Raw genomic sequence first — 21800 nt, forward strand, 5'->3', positions numbered from 1 at the left:
CCTTATCAAGGACGTTGAGACATGAATGGACTGCGCTGGCCCTGGGGCCGTCGCGGGCGCATCGCTGCGCCCGAAACCAAGGACAGCCGGGTCGGGGCCCTGATCGCCATGACCGGCCCGGGTCGTCCGCGCTGGACGCCGCGCGACTATGCGCATCTGGCGCGCGAGGGGTTTGGACGCAATGCGGTGGCCTATCGCTGTGTGCGGATGATCGCCGAGGCGGCGGCCTCGACGCCACTGACGGTGTTTCGCGACGGGGTGCGCGACGATGAGCACCCGCTGGCGCGGCTGCTGGACCGGCCCAATCCGGAACAGTCGGGACCGGAGTGGCTGGAGGGCGTCTATGGCGCGCTGCAGACGGCGGGTAATGCCTATGTCGAGGCGGCCGGCGACGGTGACGGGGACGGCGCGCCGGACGAACTGTGGAGCCTGAGGCCGGACCGGATGGCGGTGGTGCCGGGGCGGCACGGTTGGCCCGAGGCCTATGTCTATGAGGTGGACGGGCGGCGGCTGCGCATCGGGCGAGGGGCCGACGGCTGGATGCCGGTCATGCATCTGAAGCTGTTTCATCCGTTCGACGATCACTATGGTTTTTCGCCGCTGGAGGCTGCGGCGGTGGCCGTCGATGTGCACAATGCCTCGGGGGCCTGGAATAAGGCGCTGCTGGATAACGCGGCCCGGCCCAGCGGGGCGCTGGTCAGCAGCGGGCGCGACGGCGAACGGTTGACGACTGAACAGTTTGAGGCACTGAAGCTGCAGCTGGGTGACGCCTATACGGGGGCCGCCAATGCCGGGCGGCCGCTGTTGCTGGAAGGCGGGCTGGACTGGAAGCCGATCAGCCTGACTCCGGCCGAGATGGACTTTATTGCCGGCAAACACGCGGCGGCGCGCGAGATCGCTTTGGCCTTCGGCGTGCCGCCGCAGCTGCTGGGGATTCCGGGCGACGCCACCTATGCCAACTATCGCGAGGCCAATGCAGCCTTCTGGCGGGCGACGATCGCGCCGCTGGTGCGCAAGACGGCGGGGGCGCTGACCGGCTGGCTGGGGCCGCGCTTTGCCGGGACGCGGATTGCGCCTGATCTGGACGGGGTGCCGGCCCTGCAGCCCGAACGCGATGCCCTGTGGGCGCGACTGGGGGCGGCAAGCTTCCTGACCGATGCCGAGCGGCGGCGCATGGCGGGGGTGGGCGAATGAGCACGCCGGGCTGGAAGGTGCCCGCCGCCCTGGTGGTGGCGCTGGGCGTGCAGACGGTCGGCGGGCTGGTCTGGGCCGGGGGCGCGGCGGCACGGATCGCGGCGCTGGAGGAAAGGGTCGGTGAACAGCGACTGGTGGCCGAACGGCTGGCCCGGCTGGAGGAACAGGGGATTGCGACACGGCAGACGGTGGAACGGATCGAGCGGCGGCTGGAGGCAGGACGGTGAGGGGGACGGGCGGGTGTGACCCCTCACCCGACCGCGCCAGTACGACGGCTGCGCCGCCGTGCGCCGTCTCCCTCTCCCGCAAGGGGCGAGGGAGCGTTGAAATCAGCGGCTATGCCTCGCTGTGGGGTGTGGCCGATCTGGACGGGGATGTGGTGGCGCGCGGGGCCTTCGCCGACAGTCTGGGCCGGACCGGTGCGGCCGGGGTGCGGATGCTGCACCAGCATGAGGCGCGGGCGGTGGTCGGGGTCTGGGACAGGCTGGTCGAGGACGACCGTGGGCTGTTCGTCCGCGGACGGATCATGGACTGGTCGGCCGAGGCGCGCTTCGCCGCCGCCCTGGCCCGGGCCGGGGCGCTGGACGGACTGTCGATCGGGTTCAGGGCGGCCAGGGCAAGGCGCGAGGGGCGGCTGCGGGTGTTGAGTGCGGTTGCGCTGTGGGAGGTGTCGCTGGTGACCTTTCCGATGCTGCCGGGCGCGCGGTTCAGTGTGGTTTGACCCCTACTGCGCCAGGTCGCGGAGCAGGGCGTCCCACTGGCGGACGCCGGGGGCGAGGGTGGCGACGGGCAGGCGTTCGTTGAGACCGTGGGCGAAATTGTCCGAGGGCTTCATGAACACGGAGGAGACCCCGTAGCTCGGCATGCCGAGGGCGCGGAAATGCATGCTGTCGGTGGCGCCCGCCGTCATGGTGGGGACCACGGTCAGGCCGGGCGCGCGGGCGTGGACCACGGCGGTGATGGCCGCCATCAGGTCGGGCCGAAGCGGCGAGGACGGGGCGTCGACGGTGCCGGAGTCCTGATAGGCCACGATGACGCCGGGATCGGCCATGATGCCGGTCAGGGTGGTGCCGATCTGGGCCATGGTCGTGCCGGGGAAGATGCGGCAGTTGATGTTGGCCGTGGCCCGTTGCGGCAGGGCGTTGGGGGCGTGGCCGCCGTTGATCATCGTGGTCAGGCAGGTGGTGCGGATCAGGCCGACATATTCGGGCTCGGCATCGAGCACGGCGATGGCATCGGCGTCGGCGGGATCGACCGCCAGACGACGCAGGGCGACGCCGGTCGGACCGTCCACCTCGGGGCCGGTGGCGGCGATATAGGCGGTGGTGATCGGGCTGTAGGTGACCGGGAATTTGTAGGCGGCCAGCCGGGCCAGGGCGGCGTTGAGCCGGTAGATGGCATTGGTCGGGCCGGGGCGGCTGGAATGGCCGCCGGGATCAGTGACGGTGACGGTGTAGTCGGCATAGGTCTTTTCCGCCGCCTGCAGCTTGTAGACGGTGGGGCTTCCGTCCTCGGCCAGCAGACCGCCGCCGCCGTCGGCGTTGAGGACCATCTCGGCCCCCTGGAGCTGTTCGGCCAACCAGCGACTGGTTGCCATGGCTGTCTCCTCGTCGCCGGACAGGGCCAGGACGATGGAGCGGCGCGGGGTCCAGCCGGACCGGCGCAGCTGGATCAGGGTGGCCACGACGACCGAGAGGTCGGCCTTGTTGTCGAGCGAGCCGCGTCCGTAGACGTAGCCGTTCTCGACCACGGCGGTGAAGGGATCACGGGTCCAGTCGGCGGGGTCGGCCTGGACCACATCCATATGGGCCAGCAGGACAAGCGGTTTGAAGTCAGGGTCGCTGCCGGGCCAGCGGGCGATCAGGGCGGCGGTTTCGCCGATTGGCTGGATCTGCACATCGCTGTCGGCATAGCCGCCGTCGACCAGCAGGCCCTTCAGATACGCCGCATAGGCCGGGACCTGGCCGGCCCCCTCGACGGTGCGGAAACCGATCGAGCGGGTCAGAATGTTCAGGGCATTGTCGGCGGCCGTCGCGGTCTGGGCGGTGGCGCAGGCGGGGGCGAGTAGCAGGGCGAGGGCGGCGGTGCCGCCGGCGAGGGAACGGATCATGGAAGACTCCGGCGCTGGCGGTCAGCGTGACTGAACGGGTGTGACCGTAGCGGTTGCTGTCGGCATGTCCAAACGCGCCGGGAAGACGGTCAGGCTCGGGCGCGGGGGCCGCGGCGGGGTGGTTCGGCAGCGCGGACCGGGGCGGCCATACAGTCGATCCAGTCGAGCGCGGCGGTCATGCCGTTGAGGGTGAAATAGGCCGCCTGCGGACGGCCGGATTCGGTCTGGTAGGTCCAGCGCACGAGGCGCTGACGGCGCAGGCCCGCGACAATGGAACGGGCGGTGATGGGGTCGGTGACTCGGTATTCATTGGTGCCCGGCGAGGTCGGGGTGACGAGCGACGTCAGATCGATCGACTGGCCGGGGAAGGTCAGGGACATCGGCAGGCCGGTGCCCGACGGCATGGGTTCGGCGGCGACGAACTCGACCTGTCGTTCCGCCCCGGCCGACGGGCGGGCCACGCGCAGCTGCTGGGTATAGGCGGCCTGGCCCGACAGATCGGGCAGGGCGACGACGACCGAGCAATAGCCGTCGGGACGACAGGCGGCGAGGACGTCAGTGAAATAGGCCCGGGTCTCGCCGAAGCGGCTGTGGGTCGTGGCACCGCAGCGTTCGGCGGCGGCCGCGCCGCCGGCGGCGAACAGCAGAGCCGTCGCAGCCATCGTCGACATCAGTCTGGTCATCGGTTCGTCCCCACAGGCGCTTGCCGTCAGCGGGATCACGCGGGTCGGTGACTGTCAATCAGATGCGCCCGGGTCGCGAGCGGCCAGGGGAGGCGAGTCTATTGCGGCGCGAGCAACTTGCGCTGCGTCGAGGCCCAGCCCCGAACCACAGAGGCTGCAATGAATGCGAGACAGCCCAATGCCGGAAGCAGGCGCGCCGAGGGTTTGGCGAGCGCCGGATAGAGTCTCTGCCAGACATCAGAACCGGCGAAGCTCAGGAGAAAGAGCAGACCCATGGCCGCCAGTGCCACGGTGACCTCGAGCCCGCGTTCTTCCTGTTCGGGATGCATGCCGATCAGGGTCACGATTCCTCGCATGAGCGGTGGGGGTCTGAGGCCTTCGGTCGGGAGTTCGGACCAGGCTTCGAACCCGTTGGCCGCCTGCGGTGGCGGGTCCAGCTGCAGGGCGTGCAGGGGGGACAGGCGACGGGGACGCCGATTGGCGACGGCACCGACAAGCCACGCCATAAACGCGGCGACGATGATCAATCCGAACAGCGGAAGACCGATCCACGGAACGGTCTCGTGCGGGGTCAGGTGAATCGCCAACGGTACGAAGGGCATCACCCCCGTCAGAATAGCCAGGAAAAGCGACCCGAGCAGTGAGTGCTGGATCGCATCGATGAGTTTTCGGGCGAGGTTTCCCATGCCCGAATTCTAGCCGCGTACCGCGGCCTCTACAACCGGAGATACCATGAAAGAGACCAAACAGGCCCCGGCCACGCCGGGGGCGCGCGCCGCCATGCACGAGATGATGGCGGCGTTCGAGGCGTTCAAAGGGGCCAATGACGCCCGGCTGGACGAGATCGAGAAGAAGGCGTCGGCCGATCCCCTGCTGGAGGCCAAGGTGGCGCGGATCGACCAGGCGGTGGCCAGCGCCCAGGCGCGGCTGGACCGGGTGGTTAGCGAGGGAAGGCGGCCGGAGCTTGGGGGCGGCTCCCCCTCCGACGGCTTCGCCGCCACCTCCCCCGAGAGGGGAGGAGTGGAGGAGACGAAGGCCGCGTTCGACGGCTATCTGAAGACCGGGAATTCGAGCGGGCTGGAGCTGAAGACGGGGCTGTCGTCGGCGACGGATTCGGGGGGCTATGTGGTGCCACCGGAGACTGAGCGAGCCATCGACCGGCGGCTGATGGCGGGGTCGCCGATGCGCGAGATCGCCACGGTGCGCACCATCGGGGCGGGCGTGTTTCGCAAGCCGGTGTCAACGGCCGGGGTGACGGCGGGCTGGGTCGCCGAGACCGCGCCGCGGCCGGAGACGGACCCGGCGACCCTGGCCCTGCTGGAGTTCCCGGCGGCCGATCTGTACGCCTCACCGGCGGCGACCCAGAGCCTGCTGGACGATGCCATGATCAATCTGGACGAATGGCTGGCGGCCGAGGTCGAGGATGCCTTCGCGGCCCAGGAGACCACGGCCTTTGTCAGCGGCGACGGGATCAACAAGCCGAAGGGGTTCCTGAGCTATGACATCGTCGCCGAGGCGGGCCATGGCTGGGGCGAGATCGGCTATGTGGCCTCGGGCGCGGCGGGGGCCTTTGCGGCTTCGAACCCGGGCGACCGGCTGATCGATCTGGTCTATGCGCCCAAGGCCCGCTACCGGCCCAACGGGCGGTTCGTGATGAACCGGCGGACGGTCTCGACCGTGCGTAAATTCAAGGACGCCGACGGCAACTATATCTGGCAGCCGGCGACGCGGGCTGGAGAGACGGCCTCGCTGCTGGGCTATCCGGTGACCGAGATCGAGACCATGCCGGACATCGCTGCCGACAGCGCCGCCATCGCCTTCGGCGACTTCCAGCGCGGCTATCTGATCGTCGACCGGGCCGGGGTGCGGGTGCTGCGCGACCCGTATTCGGCCAAGCCCTATGTGCTGTTCTACACGACCAAGCGCGTCGGCGGCGGGGTGCAGAATTTCGACGCCATCAAGGTGATGAAGTTTGCGGTGAGCTAGCTACGGATCCCTCTCCCCTTGCGGGAGAGGGAGACTGCGCCCGGCCGCGACAGCGGCCGTTCTGGCGCGGTCGGATGAGGGGTCGAACAGACGCCTGACGATCGCTCGGTTTGACCCCTCATCCGACCCGCTTCGCGGGCCACCTTCTCCTGCAAGGGGAGAAGGACAGGAAAAACGGAGACATCCCATGACCGCACCGGTGAGCCTCACCGAGGCGAAACTGTTCCTGCGCGTCGAACATGACGCCGAGGACGGACTGATCCAGACCCTGATCGACGCGGCCCAGGCGCGGGTTGAGGGGGAGGTCGGGGCGCCGCTGGACGACACCTCGGCGGCCCCGCTGAGGCTGGCGGTGCTGATGCTGGTGCTGCGGGCGTATGAGCGGGGCGAGCGCGACATGCCGATCGCCCCGGTCACGGCCTGGATCGCGCCCTATCGCGGGGTGCGGCTGTGAGCGGGCGGCGGCTGGCGGAACTGCTGGCGGCGACCGGGACACAGACGCCGCAGGGCGGGCAGGCCGTCAGTTTCGAACCGCTGGGCTGGGTCTGGCTGCGGTCAGGTGCGCGACGGCGACGTGAGCGCACCGAGGCCGGGATGGCGCGAACGATCGAGACGATGCGGGTCGAGACCCGGGCCGATCCACGGCTGGTCGCGGGTCGGGTGCTGCGCTTTGACGGTGACGACTGGACGGTGGTCGCGGTCGAGGTTGATGCAGACCGGCCGGGCCGGGTGCATCCGGATCTGGAGCGTCGGCCATGAGCGATCATGAGGGCGCGCTGCAGACGGCGCTGATCGCCCATTTGACGGCGGACGCCACCCTGTCGGCCCTGCTGGACGGGCGGGTATGGGACGCGCCGCCGCGCGACGCCGGGTTTCCGCAACTGTTGATCGGGCGCAGCGCCAGTCGGCCAGTGGCGGCGGACGGGTGCGGGATCGAGCACAGACTGTCGCTGACCGTGGCTTCGCGCTTTCACGGCACCGAGGAGGTGCGGGCGATCGTGGCGGCGGTGCGGGCGCGGCTGGAGGGGGCGGTGCTGGAGGCAGAGGGCATCCGCACGGTGTCGCTGGGGGTGACCCTGGCCGATGTGTTCCGCGGCGTGGACGGGGCCCGGACCTGGGCGGTGATCCGGGTGCGGGCGGTAACCGAAGCGATCGGCGGCTGATCTAAACAGAAGGACGACGGACATGGCCGCACAGCGCGGGAAGGACATCTTGCTGAAGATTGAGGACGGGCCGGGGGTGTTCGTCACCGTCGCCGGACTGAGGGCGCGGACGATCTCACTGAATGCGCGGACGGTCGATGCGACCGACGGTGACAGCGCCGGTCGCTGGCGCGAACTGCTGGCCGGGGCCGGGGTGCGGTCGGCGGCGGTGAGCGGTCAGGGCGTGTTTCGCGACGCCGCCTCGGACGCCCTGATCCGCGAGGCCTTCTTCGCCCAGACGGCCCCGGGCTGGCAGCTGATCGTGCCCGATTTCGGGGTGCTGGAAGGGCCGTTCCTGGTGGCGGCGTTGGAATATGCCGGGGAGCATGAGGGCGAGGCCAGTTTCGCGATCAGCCTGGCGAGTGCCGGTGAGATCGGGTTTACGGCGCTGTGACCCGAGCCAATGGTGCGCGCGGTGAGGTGGTGGCGACCCTGGCCGGGGTCGAGCGGCGGCTGTGCCTGACGCTGGGCGCGCTGGCCGAGATCGAGACCGGGCTGGGCGTGAGCGGGATCGCAGCGCTGGGCGAGCGGATGCGGGTGTTGTCGGCGCGGGATCTGCTGGTCGTGCTTGCAGCTCTGTTGCGCGGGGGCGGCGAGGGGAACCTGGCCGATGATCTGCCACGAGCGGCGGTGGATCCGCGTGAGGCGGCAGAAGCTGTCGCCCTGGCATTTGCAGCCGCCGCATGACGCCGTGGGGCGAGATGCTGCGGGTGGCGGCGCGGGCCGGGGTGACGCCTGCGGCCTTCTGGCAACTGTCGCTGAAGGAATGGCGGATGCTGACGGACCGGCCGCAGGGGCTGGTGCCGATGGGGCGGGACGGGTTCGAGCGGATGATGACGGCGTGGCCGGATGAGGCGGGTGGGGAGCATTCCCCTCCACCGCTACGCGGTCCCCCTCCCCATCGCTGCGCGACGGGGAGGAGACAGACGTGACGGAGTCATTTGAGCCCAACGGGCTGGAGGCGGTGCCGGAGCGGGCGGCCGAGGCGGCGGCAGCGCTGGAGGGGTTGCGGGAGCCGGCGGAGCAGGCGGCGAATGCGATTGGTGAGGCCTTTGACCGGGCCGGCGAGAGTCTGGCCCGGTCGCTGGCGCGGGCCGCGTCCGACGGGGAGGTCAGTCTGGCCGAACTGGCGCGGGCGGTGCTGGCGGCCGTCAATTCAGGACTCGGGGCCGGAAGTGCGAAGGGCGGCGGACTGGGCGCGGCCCTGGCGGCGGCGCTGGGCGGGCTGTTCGGCGGCACGCGGGCCGACGGCGGGCCGGTGTCGGCGGGCGCGGCCTATCTGGTCGGGGAGCGGGGCCCGGAGGTGTTCCGACCGGATGGTGGCGGAAGCATCGAACCGGTGACCGGCCCGGGGGTGACCATCAATGTCAGCGTCGACGGCGGGGCCCCGGCCCTGCTGCGGTCCGAGGCCCAGATCGCCGGGATGCTGGCGCGCGCCGTGTCGTTGGGCGCGCGCCGGTTGTGAAGAGCATTCTTGTGGCGCTAACGCGCTTCGCGCTGCTTGAGCGCATTGCTCGTTGCGCTACCGCGCTTCGCGCTGCTTGAGCGCGGGGTCAGCCTGCCGCCTTGGGGTCCGATCCATAGCGGTTGTCACCGTTGGTTCCGGGCGTCAGCCCGATCCACAGCATGAAGCCGAGATTGACCAGGCAAATCACCGCGAACATGCCCATCGCCGGGGCGATCAGGGCGAATATCGCAGCGGGATCTTCATTCTCGAGGGCAGCCGAGTTGGCGATGGCCGAAATGCCGACCGTACCGAAGCCGACGACCAGGGCGACGATGGTCACCACCCAGGGAATGGCCACCAGCCAGCCGCTCTGACCGATGTCGTGCAGACGCTTCACGGCGATGGCGAGGTGAGGCCAGATCAGGGCGAGGAGGATCAGCGGGCCCAGGATCGGAATGTATTTCGCGACGACGCCGGCTCCGAGCAGAATCAGCCAGCCGATCCAGAAATGCTGTCGCCGGATGCGGCCCTGGAATGAAAACAGCAGCACCTTCCAGTCGAAACCCGGAACCTGGGTAGACGTGTCGATGGTCATTTGGCGGCCCTCCAGCGCGATCAGGAGGCGAGGCTGACGGAACATTGCTCTCCGAACAAGTTAAAAGGAGCACACATATGGCCTTCCACGAGGTGAGCCTGCCCGCGCGGCTGGCCTTCGGTTCGACCGGGGGTGTCGAACGGCGGACCGAGGTGGTGACCCTGGGCTCCGGCTTCGAGCGGCGGTCGACACCCTGGGCCCAGGGGCGGCGGCGCTATCTGATCGGGGCCAACCTGAGGTCGCTGGACGACATGGCGACCCTGACCGCCTTCTTCGAGGCGCGACGGGGACGGCTGTACGGGTTCCGGTTTCGCGATTTCGCCGATTTCAAATCGTGTGCGCCGGGAGGAGTGGTGACGGCGACAGACCAGCCATTGGGCACCGGCGACGGGACGACCACGATGTTTGCTCTGGGCAAGGTCGATGGCGATCAGGTTCGGGACATCACCAAACCGGTGGCGGGGTCGGTGCGGGTGGCGGTGGATGGCGTTGAGCTGGACGGGACAGCGTTCGGCGTCGAGGTGCCGACCGGGCGGGTGACCCTGGCGATGCCGCCGGACCCGGGGGCAGCGGTGACGGCGGGCTTCGACTTCGACACGCCGGTGCGGTTCGACGCCGACCGGATCGAGGTGACGCTGGAAACCTTCGGCGCGGGCCGGATGGTGGCCATGCCGCTGATCGAAATCAGGGTCTGAACCCATGCGCGACATGCCCGAGGAGATGGCCACCCGTATCGAGAGCGGGGCGGCAACCCTGTGCCATGTCTGGCGGCTGAGCCGGAACGACGGAGTCGAACTGGGCTTCACCGATCACGACCGCGACCTGACCGTCGACGGGGTGGTGTGCAAGGCGGCGAGCGGCTGGACGGCGGGTGCGGGCGAGAGCGCCGTCGGTCCGCCGGCCGGGAGTTTCGTCGCCAGCGGCGGGCTGGACGATGACGCCCTGACCGAGGCCGATATTCGCGCCGGCCTGTATGACGGCGCCCGGGTTGAGCTGTGGCGAGTCGACTGGAGCGAGCCGACACTGGCGGTGCGGTTGTGGACCGCGACCCTGACCCGACTGCGGCGCGAGGGTGAGCACTTCGTCGCCGAGATGGACGGGCCGCTGGCCGCGCTGGAGCGGGTGGTCGGGCGGACCTATGGTCGTGACTGTGACGCGGTGCTGGGGGACGTGCGGTGTCGGGTCGATACGGCGGCCTATCCCGGACAGACCTGCGACAAACGCTGGGCGACCTGTACCGGGGTGTTCGGCAACGGGCTCAACTTCCAGGGCTTTCCCGACATTCCCGGCGACGACTTCCTGACGGCCCATCCGGCCGGGGGTGGTCGCCATGACGGCGGGAGCCGGCGATGAGGCGGGCGGCGGTGACCGCAGCGCGCGGATGGCTGAGCACGCCCTATCGGCATCAGGCCAGTGTGAAGGGCGAGGGGGCCGACTGTCTGGGACTGGTGCGCGGCATCTGGCGTGAGCTGTACGGGACAGAGCCGGAGGCCGCCCCGCCCTACAGTGCCGACTGGGCTGAAGTCGGGGGTGAGGAGACCCTGCTGGCGGCGGCGCGACGCTGGTTGATCGAGATCCCGACCGGGCAGGCGGAACCGGGGGATGTGCTGCTGTTCCGCATGAGTGCCGGGGCCCCGGCCAAACACTGTGCGGTGCTGAGCGATGTCGCGGGGGCCGAGCCGCGGATGATCCATGCCTATTGGGGCCGGTCGGTGGTCGAGAGCTGGATGGGCTCGTGGTGGCGGCGGCGGCTGGTCGCGGCCTTCACCTGGCCGGATGTGACGGACGGAGGCAGCTGAATGGCGCAGGTGGTGCTGGGCGGGATCGGCGCGGTGGTCGGCGGCGGCGTCGGTCAGGCGATCGGGGCGGCGCTGGGCGGGATGGTCGATCGCAGTCTGGTGGCGTCGCTGTCACCCGCGCGGCAGCGAGGCCCGCGGCTGGAGTCGCTGAAGATCCAGTCGTCGGCCGACGGTGCGCCGATGGCCTGTGTGTTCGGTCGGGCGCGGGTGACCGGTCAGGTGATCTGGGCGGCACGGTTCCAGGAGCGACGGACCACGTCGTCGGGCGGCAAGGGCGGGCCTAAGATTGTCGATTACGACTATTCGCTGAGCTTTGCCGTGGCCCTGTGTGAGGGGCCGATCGACGGGGTCGGCCGGGTCTGGGCTGACGGGCAGCCGATGGATCTGACCGGGGTGACCATGCGGGTCTATCGCGGCACCGAAGAGCAGACGCCCGACCCGCTGATCGAGGTGGTCGAGGGGACGGCGCCAGCCTATCGCGGCACAGCCTATGTGGTGTTCGAGGACTTGGCGCTGACGCCCTATGGCGACCGGCCGCCGCAGCTGGCCTTTGAGGTGTTCCGGCGGGCGCGGGGCAGCGAACCGCGGCTGGAGGACCGGCTGGAGGGGGTCTGTCTGATCCCCGGGGCCGGGGAGTTCGTGCTGGCCACGGAGGCGGTTCTGCGGCGTGAGGGTTTGACCCGAACGGCGGCCGAGAATGTCAGCAACGGCCAGGGGCACCCCGATCTGCTGGTGTCGCTGGATCAGTTGCTGGTGCAGTGCCCGAACCTGAAGCGGGTCAGTCTGGTGATCGGCTGGTTCGGCGATGACCTGCGCGCCGGGGTCTGTACCATCAGGCCGGGGGTCGAACGGCGCGACAAGCCGACCGCACCGATGGACTGGTCGGTGGCGGGGCTGGACCGGGGCGGGGCGCATCTGATTTCACAGGCGGGCGGTGGACCGGCCTATGGCGGCACGCCGTCGGACGAGACCGTGCGGCAGGCGGTGGCGGCACTGCAGGCGCGCGGGCTGGCAGTGACCCTGTATCCGTTCGTGTTCATGGACATTCCGGCCGACAATGGCCTGCCCGACCCCTATGGCGGGGCGCGGCAGGCGGCCTATCCGTGGCGCGGGCGGATTCGCGGCACGGATGGGGCCGGGGCGGCGGCCGAGGTGGAGAGTCTGTTCGGGGCGGCCAATGGCTGGGGCTTGCGGCGACTGGCGCTGCATTATGCCGGGCTGGCGGCCCAAACCGGGGCGGACGGGTTGCTGATCGGCTCGGAGATGCGGGCCCTGACCTGGACGCGGGACGCGGACGGCGGCCATCCGGCGGTGGCGCAGCTGCGGGCGCTGGCGGCCGAGTGCCGGGCCGTGGTGGGGCCGGAAGTCGCCCTGTCCTATGCCGCCGACTGGTCGGAGTATTTTGGTCACCATGATGGCGACCACGTGATCTTTCATCTGGATCCGCTGTGGGCCGACGCCAACATCGATTTCGTCGGCATCGACTGGTATCCGCCGCTGGGCGACTGGCGCGGAGGCGACGGCGGCGTCGATGCTGTGAACCATTCGGGGCCGGACGAGCCGGCCTATCTGGCCGGTCAGATCGCCGGAGGCGAGGGGTTCGACTGGTTCTACGCCGATGCGGCGGACCGGGCGGTTCAGCTGCGGACGCCGATCCAGGACTTGGCCCACGGCGAGGACTGGGTGTTCCGGCCCAAGGATCTGAGCGGTTGGTGGTCGAACCTGCATCATGACCGGCCGGGCGGGGTGCGGGCGGTTAGTCCGACGGCCTGGGTGCCGGGGATGAAGCCGGTCCGCCTGACCGAGTTTGGCTGTGCGGCGGTGGACCGCGGCGGCAATGCGCCAAACCTGTTCCAGGACCCCAAGAGCACGGAGAGCGGCCTGCCGCCGTCCTCGACCGGGGTTCGCGATGACCGGATGCAGCGCCGTGCGCTGGAGGCGGTGCTGGGACATTTCGGCGATCCCGCGCGCAATCCGGTGTCGCCGGTCTATGGCGGAGCGATGCTGGGCGGGGCTGATGCCTGGTGCTGGGACGCGCGGCCCTGGCCGGAGTTTCCGGCTCGGCTGGAGCGCTGGGCCGATGCCGCCGCCTGGCGGGCGGGGCACTGGCTGAACGGGCGGATGGGCGGAGACACGACCGACCTGCTGGCCGCAATTCTGGAGCGGGGCGGGGTGATCGCGGACGGGTACACGATCGGACCTGTGACGGGAACGGCAGCGGGCTACGTCATCGACCGGCCGATGCGCACGCGGGACGCGCTGGAGCCGCTGCTGACTGCTCTGGACCTGATTGTTGCCGAACGGGACGGGCGGATCGCGATCCAGGGCGCGCCGGAGGCTATCCTGACCCTGGGTCCCACCGAGCTGGCGCTGGGCGATGAGGGAGCGGGCTGGACCGAGAGCCGCGATCTGGAGCCGCGGCCGAGCGTGGTGCGGGTGCGGTTCATCGATGCCGACGGCGATTATCAGACCGGATCGGTGACGGTGCGGTCGGACGGTGACGGCGGTGGGGTGGATCTGGACCTGCCCGCCGTGTGCGGCACGGGGCTGGCGCGGGCCACGGCCGGTCGACTGATCGACGGGGACGAGGTGGAGACCCTGATCCTGCGGCCGGGGCCGTTGGCGGCCTTGCGGCTGGAACCGGGCGACGGGGTCAGTCTGGCGGGCGTGCCGGGTCTGTGGCGGGTAGCCCGGGTGTCCCAAGATGAAAACCCGACAGTGGAGGTGCGGCGTTACCACAGCCCTGCAGCTGCTGCGGAGGACGCCGCCGTGCGGACCGGGGACGCGGCGGTGGTGATCGGCGCACCGCTGTTGCGGATGCTGGACCTGCCAGCCCTGCCGGGGCGGGAGGCCGACGGGCGGCCGGTGGCGGTGGTGGCAGCCGAGCCGTGGTGGCCGATGGCCGTGCACGTGGGACCGACGGCTGAGGCGCTGACGCCAAGGGTCGTGATCGATAGACCGGCCACGGTTGGCAGTCTGGTCGCGGACCTAATGCCCGGTGTTCGCCATCGCTGGGACGCGGTCAACAGCCTGACGGTCCGGGTCGAGGGAGGAGCCCTGCAGAGCCGGACAGGGGCAGCGGTGCTGGGCGTTGGCAATCTGGTAGCGGTCGAGAGCGCCGGCGGATGGGAGCTGATCCAGTTCCGCAGCGCCACCCTGATCGGGGGCGAGGCCTGGCGGCTGGAGGGCTTGCTGCGCGGACAACAGGGTACGGAGCGGGAAATGGCTGCCGGAGCCGGGATCGGGTCGCTGGTGGTGTTTCTCGACGACAGTCCCGGGCGGGCCGATATCGGACCGGGGGAGCGGGGGTTGGCGCTGCACTGCCGGGCCGGGCCCGTGGGTATGCCGCCGGGCGGGGCGGGGTTCAGCGCAACGGATTTCACCTTCGAGGGCTTGATCGACCGCCCGTGGAGCCCGGCGCATCTGCGCGTGGGGGCGGATGGGGCAGGCGGGCTGAGGATCGACTGGATCCCGCGGGTCAGGCTGTACGGGGATCGCTGGGACAGGGAACCGGTACCGGTGGATGCGGCACGCTTCCGGCTGCGGGTCCTGGAGGCGGGGGTCGAGCGGCGGGTGATCGAGACGGAGGCGGCGGAGGCTGTCTATCCGGCGGCGGCGCTGATGGAGGATTTTCCCGGTGGACCCGGAGCGGGGGCCGTCATGGCTGTGTGCCAGTGGAACCCGGCTTTCGGCTGGGGGACAGAGGCCATGGTTTCGATCCCGGCGGCGTGACGGATTTGCATCGCCCCTTTGCGTGGCCCGGTGCATGGCTTAACTGACGCTCTGGCACTGGATGGAGCGAAGAGCGAACGTGGCTGGCGATCCCTACAAGGAACTTGGCGTATCCAGGGGCGCGAGCGCGGACGAGATCAAGAAGGCTTTCCGCAAGCTCGCCAAGGAACTCCATCCCGACAAGAATCCCGGCAACACCACCGCCGACGAGCGTTTCAAGCGCATCACCGCTGCCTTTGACCTGCTGGGCGACGCCGAGAAGCGGGCCAAATTCGACCGCGGCGAGATTGATGCCGACGGCCGTGAGCAGTTCCGCGGCGGTGGCGGACGCAGTGGCCCCGGCGGATTCGGTGGGGGTTCGCCTGGGGCCGGCGGTGCCGGTGGTGCCGGATTCGAGAACATCGACCTCGACGAACTGTTCGGCATGTTCGGCGGGCGACCGGGTGGCCGTCCCGGGGGGCGATCCGGCCCGGTACGGGGGCAGGATATTCGCGCGACCCTGGAGATCAGTCTCGAGGATTCGATCGCGGGGGCCACGCGCCGCATCCAGTTTTCCGACGGACGCACCCTGGACGTAACCATTCCCAAGGGGGCGGCAGACGGCCAGGTGATCCGGCTGCGCGGACAGGGCGCGCCAGGGCGGGGCGGGGCGGCCGGTGACGCCCTGATCGAGCTGAAGATCGCACCGCATCCCGTCTACAGCCGCGACGGGGGTGACCTGACCATGGACCTGCCGGTCTCGGTGCCTGACGCGGTACTGGGCGGCAAGATTCCGGTTCGGACCCCGGAGGGCACGGTCAGCATGACCATTCCCAAGGGATCGAACTCGGGACAGGTGCTGCGACTGAAGGGACGGGGAGCCTTTGCCGCCGGCAAACGCGGTGACCTGTTGGCCCGTCTGGTCGTGACCCTGCCGGAAAAGCCGGACGACCCTTTGGTCAAATTCGCCACCGAATGGCGCAACAAGCGTCCGTACCGGCCGGGGAAATAGGATGCCGATCCGACCGACGGTGAAACCCGCACGACCGTGGTTTTCGGCCGGTCCGACAGCCAAGCGACCGGGCTGGACGTCACAGGGCCTTTCGCACGCGCTGCTGGGCCGGGGCATCCGCGCGCCCGAGGTGGTGGCGCGCTTTGCCCATGGGCTGAAGTTGACGCGCGCGGTGCTGCGTCCGCCGGAGGACTGGGTGCTGGTCTATACGCCCGGATCGGACACCGGCGCGGTTGAGGCGGCGATGTGGTCGATACTGGGTCAGCGACCCGTGCAGGTTCTGGCCTTCGAGAATTTCGGTCAGCAGTGGGCGATTGACGCGCGCGATCACCTGAAGCTGGAGCCGGAGGTGCTGGAGGCCCCGTGGGGGGAACTGCCGGATCTGTCGCGCGTCGATCCCGCCAAGGATCTGGTGTTCCCATGGAACGGCACGACCTCGGGCGTGCGCATGCCAAACGGGGATTTTATCGCCCCTGACCGCGAGGGGTTGGTGATCTGTGACGCCACCTCGGCGGCCTTCGCCATGGCCCTGCCGTGGGATCGGCTGGATGTGGTGACCTTCTCGTTCCAGAAAGCGCTGGGCGGTGAGGCGGGTATCGGCATTGCGGCCCTGTCGCCGCGGGCGGTGGCGCGGCTGGATGCGTTCGTGCCGCCGCGACCGGTGCCCAAGGTGCTGAGGCTGCGTGACGGCAAGGGCTTTGACCGGTCGCTGGCGTCCGGATCGATGATCAATACGTTTTCGGTCTGGACCATCGAGGACTGGATCGACGGTCTGGAGTGGGCGACCGCAGTCGGGGGACTGGATGCCCTGATCGCCCGCACGGACGCCAATGCCGCCGCGCTCGGAGCCTGGGTCGAACGCACGGACTGGATCGACTATCTGGCCACGGACCCGGCGAGCCGGTCGACCACCTCGGTTTGTCTGAAGATCGTCGATGCGCGGGTCACGGCGCTGGACGAGGCCGGGCGGCAGGCCTTCGTCAAGCGCATGAAGGCACTGCTGGAAGCCGAGGGCGCGGCCTTCGATGTGGAATCGCATCGTAATGCGCCGGCAGGGCTGCGGCTGTGGTGCGGCTGCACGGTCGAAACGGCTGATATCGTGGCGGCCACGCCGTGGCTGGATTGGGCGTTTGCGCGCGCCGTTGCCGAACTGACCGGATGAGAATTCGTCCAATGGGACGACATCAGGTGATTCCCCGGCTATAGGCTGCGCCCGCATTCCCCAAACCCGGACAGCGGAGAACGATCTTGGCAAATGTCGCAGTAGTCGGTGCCCAGTGGGGCGACGAGGGCAAGGGCAAGATTGTCGACTGGTTGTCAAACCGGGCCGATGTCGTGGTCCGCTTTCAGGGCGGGCATAACGCCGGTCATACGCTGGTCGTTGGAAACACAACCTACAAGCTGAGCCTGCTGCCGTCCGGGGTGGTGCAGGGCAAACCATCGGTCATCGGCAACGGCGTGGTGGTGGATCCATGGGCATTGATGGACGAGATCGGCCGGATCGAGGCGCAGGGTGTGAAGATCACCCCGGATGTGCTGACGCTGGCGGACAATGCCTGTCTGATCCTGCCGCTTCACCGTGATCTGGATCAGGCGCGCGAGGCCCAGGCGGGGGTAACCAAGATCGGAACCACCGGGCGCGGTATCGGTCCGGCCTATGAAGACAAGGCGGGACGGCGGGCGATCCGGGTCGGCGATCTGTCCGACCCGGAGGCGCTGGATGCCAAGATCGAGCGGCTGCTGGCCCACCACAATGCCCTGCGCAAGGGACTGGACCTCGCCGAGGTTGACGTGGCCGGGCTGAAGGCGGCTCTGCTGGAGATCGCCCCCAAGGTCCTGCCCTTCGCCAGCCAGCCGGTCTGGCGGATGCTGGACCAGGCCTATCGTGATGGAAAACGTATCCTGTTCGAGGGGGCCCAGGGCGCGCTGCTGGACGTCGACCACGGCACCTATCCCTATGTCACCTCGTCCAACACCGTGGCCGGGCAGGCGGCGGCGGGCTCCGGCCTCGGGCCGCGCTCGGTCGGCTATGTGCTGGGAATCGTCAAGGCCTATACGACGCGGGTCGGCGAGGGGCCGTTCCCGACCGAACTGTTCGATGCCGACGGTGAGCGGATTGCCGAGCGCGGGCGTGAATTCGGCACGGTGACGGGCCGCGCGCGGCGTTGTGGCTGGTTCGACGCGGTGCTGGTCCGCCAGTCGATCGCCATCAACGGCATTCACGGCATCGCCCTGACCAAGCTGGACGTCCTGGACGGCTTCGACGAACTGAAGATCTGCACCGGCTACCGGATCGGCGACCGGGTTCTGGACTATCTGCCGGCGGGTATGAAGGATCAGGCGGCAGCGGAACCGATCTATGAATCGATCGAAGGTTGGTCCGAGAGCACCCAGGGCGCGCGGTCCTGGAAGGATCTGCCCGCCAATGCCATCAAATATGTGCGTCGGATCGAGGAATTGATCGCCGCGCCGGTGGCGTTGCTGTCGACCAGCCCCGAACGGGACGACACGATTCTGATGCACGACCCCTTCCAAGGCTAGATCGAAATCGGCCGGGTCGGACGCAGTCCAAGCCGGCTCAGATTTCGTTCCAGCTTGATGCTGGACCATTTTTTGGTTTCGGGTCGATTCGACCCGAAACCAAAATGATCTGGCGAGCACGTTCAACGCGTCTTAACCGACGTCTGCTATCCGGAGCTTTGTTCTGGAGAGCGTTCCGTGTTCGCAGCCGATACTCGCAAGTTGGCCCGTCTTGAGCCGACCGTCAGGCGTACCCTGATCGTTGAGCCCAATCTGCATGCCGCGCGCCTGCTGGTTGACATCATCAAGGGCCTGGGTGCGCGCGAGATTCATGTCGAGCAGACCGATGCGAAGGCCATGATCATGGCCCGTGAGCTGGAGCCGGGCCTGATTTTTACCGAACGGGGCGGTGCTGCGCTCGACGGCGAGGCCTTTGTGCGTCAGTTGCGTCGGTCGCATCTGGGCTGCAGGAACGCACCGGTCATCATGGTGACCGCCGACGCTACCGCCAATACGATCAAGGGCGCGCGCGACGTCGGCGTGCACGAATTCCTGCGCAAGCCCTTTACCTCTGCGGACCTGCTTAAACGGGTCGAGAACGTGGCCCTGAAGCCACGGGACTGGATCGAGGGCATCGCCTATGTCGGTCCGGACCGGCGGCGGTTCAACTCCGGCGAATACGCCGGTCCCCAGAAGCGAAAGAATGATCGGCCAACCGGTGCGATTGCCGTTGCGGCGGCCGTCAAGGATCAGGCCCTGCGTATCCTCGCAGCGGCGCTGGATCAGTTCGACACGGATCCGGTCCAGGCCGCCCGCGCCGCGCGGCAACAGGCGGTAACCCTGAAGCAGCTGGCGATGAAAACGTCCGACGCCCGAATGGCTGTGGCGGTGTCTGCCCTCGACGTGGCCCTGTCTGGGACGACGACATCCAAGGCCAGCCTGGCCGGCCCGATCGGCGGCCTGCTGGCCCTTGCCGATCCCGCTGACCCGGCCGCCACGCGGAAGACCGGCTGAGGCCCTTCCGCGTCAGGCGTCGACGAGGTTGCGCTCTTCCGCTGCCGCCCGCATCGCCTTCTGCAGCTTCTCGAAGGCGCGGACCTCGATCTGGCGCACGCGCTCGCGACTGACGCCATACTGGCCGGCCAGCTGTTCCAGGGTGACGGGGTCATCCTTGAGCCGGCGTTCGGTCAGGATGTGCTTCTCGCGGTCGGTCAGCTCTTCCATGGCTTCCTGAAGCAGGCCCATGCGCAAGGATTTTTCCTCGCTCTCGGCCAGGGCGGTTTCCTGGGAGACGGCGGTGTCGTCCGAGAGCCAGTCCTGCCATTCACTTTCCCCGTCCGAGCGCAGCGGTGCGTTCAGCGAGGCGTCGCCGTTGAGGCGACGGTTCATATTGGTGACCTCCTGCTCGGACACGCCCAGCTTGGTGGCGATGGCCGACAGATGTTCCGGGTGCAGGTCACCTTCCTCGAAGGCCGAGATCTGGCTCTTGGCCTTGCGCAGGTTGAAGAACAGCTTCTTCTGCGCGGCGGTGGTGCCCATCTTCACGAGCGACCAGCTACGCAGGATGTATTCCTGGATCGAGGCGCGAATCCACCACATGGCGTAGGTGGCCAGGCGGAAGCCCTTGTCCGGATCGAATTTCTTGACCGCCTGCATCAGGCCGACATTGCCCTCGGAGATCACTTCACCGATCGGCAGGCCGTAGCCGCGATAGCCCATGGCGATCTTGGCCACGAGGCGCAGGTGGGAGGTGACGAGGCGGTGAGCGCTCTCGGAATCTTGATGCTCGCTCCAGCGCTTGGCCAGCATGAATTCCTCATCCTTGGTCAGCATGGGGAATTTGCGGATTTCAGTCAGGTATCGCGACAGTCCCTGTTCAGGCGACATCACCGCGAGAGATTTAACAGCAGCCATATTCGTGGTCCCTCCGACCCAGATGCGAGCGGGTCCTTCGGTTCCGGCCACATTGCGTGCACCGGTTCCTCACCCCTCAACGAAACAAGTAGCGACGGGTTTCCGCCATTGTTAGAGGCGGATCGTCACAGGCTCTCGCGAGCGTGGCCGTGGCGCCACGGGTTCGTCTGAAGACAGCTATACCCGAGAGTAAGTCCTTTTTCAAGACGCACTGTCGGCGAGCCCAAGACTCGTGCGGTATTGGCGATGAAGGACGTCGGCCTCCTCAGGGTGTTTCTGGAAGAAGGCGGCGAAGAAGGGGCAGACGGGCAGGATCAGCAGCTGCCGGGCCCGGGCGTCGGCGATGACGTGGCGCGCCATACGGCTGGCGATGCCCTGTCCTTCCAGCGCCTGGGGCACCAGCGTCTCGGTAATCATCAGGTTCGGCGGGGACAGGTTGTAAACGACAACCGCGATCTGATCGTCGATCGGCAACTCGTAGCGGTGGGCATCAACGTTGTCGCGAATGTCCGCAGCGTCGGTCATCGGTTTCTCCCGGAATATCGGACCGCAACGTCTATCAGATTTGGGAAAGAAGGTCTGCCAGCCGGGCCATGTCGTCCGGGAGCGGCGTCTCGAAGCGGAGCGCCTCGCCGGTGACCGGGTGGACGAAGCCCAGTACTGCGGCGTGCAGAGCCTGACGGGTCAGGCCGGCCTCGGCGATCAGGGCCCTCACGACCGCGGCCGGGCTGCCGGAGCCATAGACGGGGTCGCCGAGCAGCGGCGAGCCCCTGGACGCCAGATGGACCCGGATCTGGTGGGTACGTCCGGTATGCAGGGTGCAGGCGACGCGGGCGGCCAGCGGCGCTGCCCCGGCCCTGGCTGGGACGCCGAAGCGGGTCTGGACCCGGTAGTCGGTGATGGCGTCGCGCCCGCCGCTCTTCAGCACCGCCATCTTCTTGCGGTCGGCCGAAGAGCGGCCGATGCGGGTCTCGATGCGTCCCCACTCCGGCGACGGGGCCCCGCGGGTCAGGGCGATATAGGTGCGTTCGATGTCGTGAGTGGCGAACAGGGTCGACAGGCCGGCGTGGGCCCGGTCGGTCTTGGCCGCAACCATGACGCCCGAGGTGTCCTTGTCGAGCCGGTGAACGATGCCGGGGCGGGCCACGCCGCCGATGCCGGACAGGGAGGCCCCGCAATGGGCCAGCAGGGCGTTGACCAGGGTGCCGGTCTCGCAGCCCGGGGCCGGATGGGCGGCCATGCCGGCGGGCTTGTCGATGACGATCAGCTCAGCGTCCTCGTACAGGACGGTCAGGGGGATGGCCTCGGGTCGGGGCTCGGCGGCGATCACGGCGGGCGGGGTGATGCGGTACAGGCCGGTGCGGGCCTTGGCCGAGCCGTCGCGCACGACTTCCCCTTCGAACGAGACCTCGCCCTGGGCCATCAGGGCCTGGAGGCGCGCGCGCGACATGCCGGGCAGGGCGGCAGCCAGGGCCTTGTCCAGCCGTTCGCCGGGCGCGTCGACATGGGCTTCCAGCGCCTCGGGCCGGTCGTCATCTTCGGACAAAATGGGTTCGTCGGACACAGGGCGCTCCGCCGCGGGCGAGCGGTCGCCCCTTGTCTAGCATGGCGGCGCGGGGCCGTGCCA

General features: G+C 68.9%; 26 protein-coding genes. 19 read left to right on the forward strand and 7 right to left on the reverse strand.

Features of this window, described 5'->3' with window-relative positions:
- Nucleotides 1-21: 21 nt before the first annotated feature.
- From AAC067_RS08240 to AAC067_RS08250, 3 genes are all read left to right on the forward strand, one after another.
- On the forward strand, nt 22-1194 hold the full coding sequence (locus tag AAC067_RS08240; protein WP_339931380.1) for a phage portal protein: 1173 nt from the start codon (nt 22-24) through the stop codon (nt 1192-1194).
- Entirely contained in the window at nt 1191-1421 is a 231-nt protein-coding gene (locus AAC067_RS08245; RefSeq protein ID WP_339931382.1) for a hypothetical protein, read from the forward strand. The genes AAC067_RS08240 and AAC067_RS08245 overlap by 4 nt, the downstream gene beginning before the upstream one ends.
- A 101-nt stretch (nt 1422-1522) precedes the next feature.
- The gene (locus AAC067_RS08250; RefSeq protein ID WP_339931724.1) at nt 1523-1915 is read left to right on the forward strand and encodes an HK97 family phage prohead protease; all 393 of its coding nucleotides are present in this window, start codon (nt 1523-1525) and stop codon (nt 1913-1915) included.
- Between the two features lie 3 nt (nt 1916-1918).
- On the opposite strand, the gene AAC067_RS08255 is transcribed toward AAC067_RS08250, so the two are convergent.
- From AAC067_RS08255 to AAC067_RS08265, 3 genes are all read right to left on the reverse strand, one after another.
- A complete protein-coding gene (locus tag AAC067_RS08255; RefSeq protein ID WP_339931384.1) occupies nt 1919-3304 on the reverse strand; it encodes a M20/M25/M40 family metallo-hydrolase in 1386 nt (461 codons plus the stop codon).
- Nucleotides 3305-3393: 89 nt separating this feature from the next.
- Nucleotides 3394-3987: a hypothetical protein gene (locus tag AAC067_RS08260; protein ID WP_339931386.1), complete on the reverse strand. Its 594-nt coding sequence runs from the start codon at nt 3985-3987 to the stop codon at nt 3394-3396.
- Between the two features lie 98 nt (nt 3988-4085).
- Complete coding sequence (locus tag AAC067_RS08265) at nt 4086-4673, reverse strand: hypothetical protein (RefSeq protein WP_339931388.1); 588 nt, start codon at nt 4671-4673, stop codon at nt 4086-4088.
- A gap of 46 nt (nt 4674-4719) precedes the next feature.
- Between AAC067_RS08265 and AAC067_RS08270 the strand changes: the two genes are divergently transcribed.
- The 8 genes from AAC067_RS08270 (at nt 4720) to AAC067_RS08305 (ending at nt 8640) form a co-directional block, all read left to right on the forward strand.
- On the forward strand, nt 4720-5973 hold the full coding sequence (locus AAC067_RS08270; protein ID WP_339931390.1) for a phage major capsid protein: 1254 nt from the start codon (nt 4720-4722) through the stop codon (nt 5971-5973).
- Between the two features lie 187 nt (nt 5974-6160).
- Entirely contained in the window at nt 6161-6427 is a 267-nt protein-coding gene (locus AAC067_RS08275) for a head-tail connector protein (RefSeq protein ID WP_339931392.1), read from the forward strand.
- A complete protein-coding gene (locus tag AAC067_RS08280; RefSeq protein ID WP_339931393.1) occupies nt 6424-6732 on the forward strand; it encodes a head-tail adaptor protein in 309 nt (102 codons plus the stop codon). Before AAC067_RS08275 ends, AAC067_RS08280 begins: the two co-directional genes overlap by 4 nt.
- Nucleotides 6729-7136 (forward strand): DUF3168 domain-containing protein, encoded by a 408-nt coding sequence (locus tag AAC067_RS08285; RefSeq protein WP_339931395.1) that lies wholly within the window; start codon nt 6729-6731, stop codon nt 7134-7136. Before AAC067_RS08280 ends, AAC067_RS08285 begins: the two co-directional genes overlap by 4 nt.
- A gap of 22 nt (nt 7137-7158) precedes the next feature.
- Nucleotides 7159-7569: a phage major tail protein, TP901-1 family gene (locus tag AAC067_RS08290; protein ID WP_339913289.1), complete on the forward strand. Its 411-nt coding sequence runs from the start codon at nt 7159-7161 to the stop codon at nt 7567-7569.
- The gene (locus tag AAC067_RS08295; protein ID WP_339931397.1) at nt 7566-7862 is read left to right on the forward strand and encodes a GTA-gp10 family protein; all 297 of its coding nucleotides are present in this window, start codon (nt 7566-7568) and stop codon (nt 7860-7862) included. The genes AAC067_RS08290 and AAC067_RS08295 overlap by 4 nt, the downstream gene beginning before the upstream one ends.
- Nucleotides 7859-8107, forward strand: a complete 249-nt coding sequence (locus tag AAC067_RS08300) for a phage tail assembly chaperone (RefSeq protein ID WP_339931399.1) — start codon at nt 7859-7861, stop codon at nt 8105-8107. The genes AAC067_RS08295 and AAC067_RS08300 overlap by 4 nt, the downstream gene beginning before the upstream one ends.
- On the forward strand, nt 8104-8640 hold the full coding sequence (locus AAC067_RS08305) for a phage tail tape measure protein (protein WP_339931401.1): 537 nt from the start codon (nt 8104-8106) through the stop codon (nt 8638-8640). Before AAC067_RS08300 ends, AAC067_RS08305 begins: the two co-directional genes overlap by 4 nt.
- Before the next feature lie 88 nt (nt 8641-8728).
- Here the strand turns inward: AAC067_RS08305 and AAC067_RS08310 are convergent, their stop codons facing one another.
- Nucleotides 8729-9217 (reverse strand): DUF805 domain-containing protein, encoded by a 489-nt coding sequence (locus AAC067_RS08310; RefSeq protein ID WP_339931403.1) that lies wholly within the window; start codon nt 9215-9217, stop codon nt 8729-8731.
- A gap of 77 nt (nt 9218-9294) precedes the next feature.
- On the opposite strand from AAC067_RS08310, the gene AAC067_RS08315 reads away from it, so the two are divergent.
- From AAC067_RS08315 to AAC067_RS08350, 8 genes are all read left to right on the forward strand, one after another.
- Nucleotides 9295-9912 (forward strand): DUF2460 domain-containing protein, encoded by a 618-nt coding sequence (locus tag AAC067_RS08315; protein ID WP_339931405.1) that lies wholly within the window; start codon nt 9295-9297, stop codon nt 9910-9912.
- 4 nt (nt 9913-9916) lie between these two features.
- Complete coding sequence (locus AAC067_RS08320; RefSeq protein ID WP_339931407.1) at nt 9917-10570, forward strand: DUF2163 domain-containing protein; 654 nt, start codon at nt 9917-9919, stop codon at nt 10568-10570.
- A gap of 11 nt (nt 10571-10581) precedes the next feature.
- Nucleotides 10582-11016, forward strand: a complete 435-nt coding sequence (locus AAC067_RS08325; RefSeq protein WP_339931409.1) for an NlpC/P60 family protein — start codon at nt 10582-10584, stop codon at nt 11014-11016.
- On the forward strand, nt 11017-14748 hold the full coding sequence (locus AAC067_RS08330) for a glycoside hydrolase/phage tail family protein (RefSeq protein ID WP_339931411.1): 3732 nt from the start codon (nt 11017-11019) through the stop codon (nt 14746-14748). It begins immediately after the preceding gene.
- A gap of 79 nt (nt 14749-14827) precedes the next feature.
- Nucleotides 14828-15739, forward strand: a complete 912-nt coding sequence (locus AAC067_RS08335; RefSeq protein ID WP_339931413.1) for a DnaJ C-terminal domain-containing protein — start codon at nt 14828-14830, stop codon at nt 15737-15739.
- Between the two features lies 1 nt (nt 15740).
- A complete protein-coding gene (locus AAC067_RS08340; protein ID WP_339931415.1) occupies nt 15741-16901 on the forward strand; it encodes a phosphoserine transaminase in 1161 nt (386 codons plus the stop codon).
- A gap of 86 nt (nt 16902-16987) precedes the next feature.
- Nucleotides 16988-18280, forward strand: coding sequence for an adenylosuccinate synthase (locus AAC067_RS08345; protein WP_339931417.1), 1293 nt, complete (start codon nt 16988-16990; stop codon nt 18278-18280).
- A 177-nt stretch (nt 18281-18457) separates the two neighbouring features.
- The gene (locus AAC067_RS08350) at nt 18458-19273 is read left to right on the forward strand and encodes a response regulator (RefSeq protein WP_339931419.1); all 816 of its coding nucleotides are present in this window, start codon (nt 18458-18460) and stop codon (nt 19271-19273) included.
- A gap of 12 nt (nt 19274-19285) precedes the next feature.
- Here AAC067_RS08350 and rpoH read toward each other — a convergent pair whose 3' ends face one another.
- The 3 genes from rpoH to AAC067_RS08365 all read right to left on the reverse strand — a co-directional run bounded on the left by rpoH (nt 19286) and on the right by AAC067_RS08365 (nt 21719).
- Nucleotides 19286-20173, reverse strand: coding sequence for an RNA polymerase sigma factor RpoH (gene rpoH / locus AAC067_RS08355; RefSeq protein WP_339931421.1), 888 nt, complete (start codon nt 20171-20173; stop codon nt 19286-19288).
- A gap of 201 nt (nt 20174-20374) precedes the next feature.
- Nucleotides 20375-20698, reverse strand: a complete 324-nt coding sequence (locus tag AAC067_RS08360) for a GNAT family N-acetyltransferase (RefSeq protein ID WP_339931423.1) — start codon at nt 20696-20698, stop codon at nt 20375-20377.
- A gap of 34 nt (nt 20699-20732) precedes the next feature.
- The gene (locus AAC067_RS08365; protein ID WP_339931726.1) at nt 20733-21719 is read right to left on the reverse strand and encodes an RluA family pseudouridine synthase; all 987 of its coding nucleotides are present in this window, start codon (nt 21717-21719) and stop codon (nt 20733-20735) included.
- Between the last annotated feature and the right edge of the window lie 81 nt (nt 21720-21800).

The organism is uncultured Brevundimonas sp. (assembly GCF_963977465.1).
Classification (GTDB): Bacteria; Pseudomonadota; Alphaproteobacteria; order Caulobacterales; family Caulobacteraceae; genus Brevundimonas.

Excerpts from the sequence above, each read along its gene's own strand:
- AAC067_RS08260 (WP_339931386.1), bottom strand. The coding sequence starts at position 3,987 with ATGACCAGACTGATGTCGACGATGGCTGCGACGGCTCTGCTGTTCGCC.
- rpoH (WP_339931421.1), bottom strand. The coding sequence starts at position 20,173 with ATGGCTGCTGTTAAATCTCTCGCGGTGATGTCGCCTGAACAGGGACTG.
- AAC067_RS08300 (WP_339931399.1), top strand. The coding sequence starts at position 7,859 with ATGACGCCGTGGGGCGAGATGCTGCGGGTGGCGGCGCGGGCCGGGGTG.
- AAC067_RS08255 (WP_339931384.1), bottom strand. The coding sequence starts at position 3,304 with ATGATCCGTTCCCTCGCCGGCGGCACCGCCGCCCTCGCCCTGCTACTC.
- AAC067_RS08290 (WP_339913289.1), top strand. The coding sequence starts at position 7,159 with ATGGCCGCACAGCGCGGGAAGGACATCTTGCTGAAGATTGAGGACGGG.
- AAC067_RS08275 (WP_339931392.1), top strand. The coding sequence starts at position 6,161 with ATGACCGCACCGGTGAGCCTCACCGAGGCGAAACTGTTCCTGCGCGTC.
- AAC067_RS08360 (WP_339931423.1), bottom strand. The coding sequence starts at position 20,698 with ATGACCGACGCTGCGGACATTCGCGACAACGTTGATGCCCACCGCTAC.
- AAC067_RS08340 (WP_339931415.1), top strand. The coding sequence starts at position 15,741 with ATGCCGATCCGACCGACGGTGAAACCCGCACGACCGTGGTTTTCGGCC.
- AAC067_RS08270 (WP_339931390.1), top strand. The coding sequence starts at position 4,720 with ATGAAAGAGACCAAACAGGCCCCGGCCACGCCGGGGGCGCGCGCCGCC.
- AAC067_RS08240 (WP_339931380.1), top strand. The coding sequence starts at position 22 with ATGAATGGACTGCGCTGGCCCTGGGGCCGTCGCGGGCGCATCGCTGCG.
- AAC067_RS08315 (WP_339931405.1), top strand. The coding sequence starts at position 9,295 with ATGGCCTTCCACGAGGTGAGCCTGCCCGCGCGGCTGGCCTTCGGTTCG.
- AAC067_RS08245 (WP_339931382.1), top strand. The coding sequence starts at position 1,191 with ATGAGCACGCCGGGCTGGAAGGTGCCCGCCGCCCTGGTGGTGGCGCTG.
- AAC067_RS08330 (WP_339931411.1), top strand. The coding sequence starts at position 11,017 with ATGGCGCAGGTGGTGCTGGGCGGGATCGGCGCGGTGGTCGGCGGCGGC.
- AAC067_RS08265 (WP_339931388.1), bottom strand. The coding sequence starts at position 4,673 with ATGGGAAACCTCGCCCGAAAACTCATCGATGCGATCCAGCACTCACTG.
- AAC067_RS08285 (WP_339931395.1), top strand. The coding sequence starts at position 6,729 with ATGAGCGATCATGAGGGCGCGCTGCAGACGGCGCTGATCGCCCATTTG.
- AAC067_RS08310 (WP_339931403.1), bottom strand. The coding sequence starts at position 9,217 with ATGACCATCGACACGTCTACCCAGGTTCCGGGTTTCGACTGGAAGGTG.
- AAC067_RS08320 (WP_339931407.1), top strand. The coding sequence starts at position 9,917 with ATGCGCGACATGCCCGAGGAGATGGCCACCCGTATCGAGAGCGGGGCG.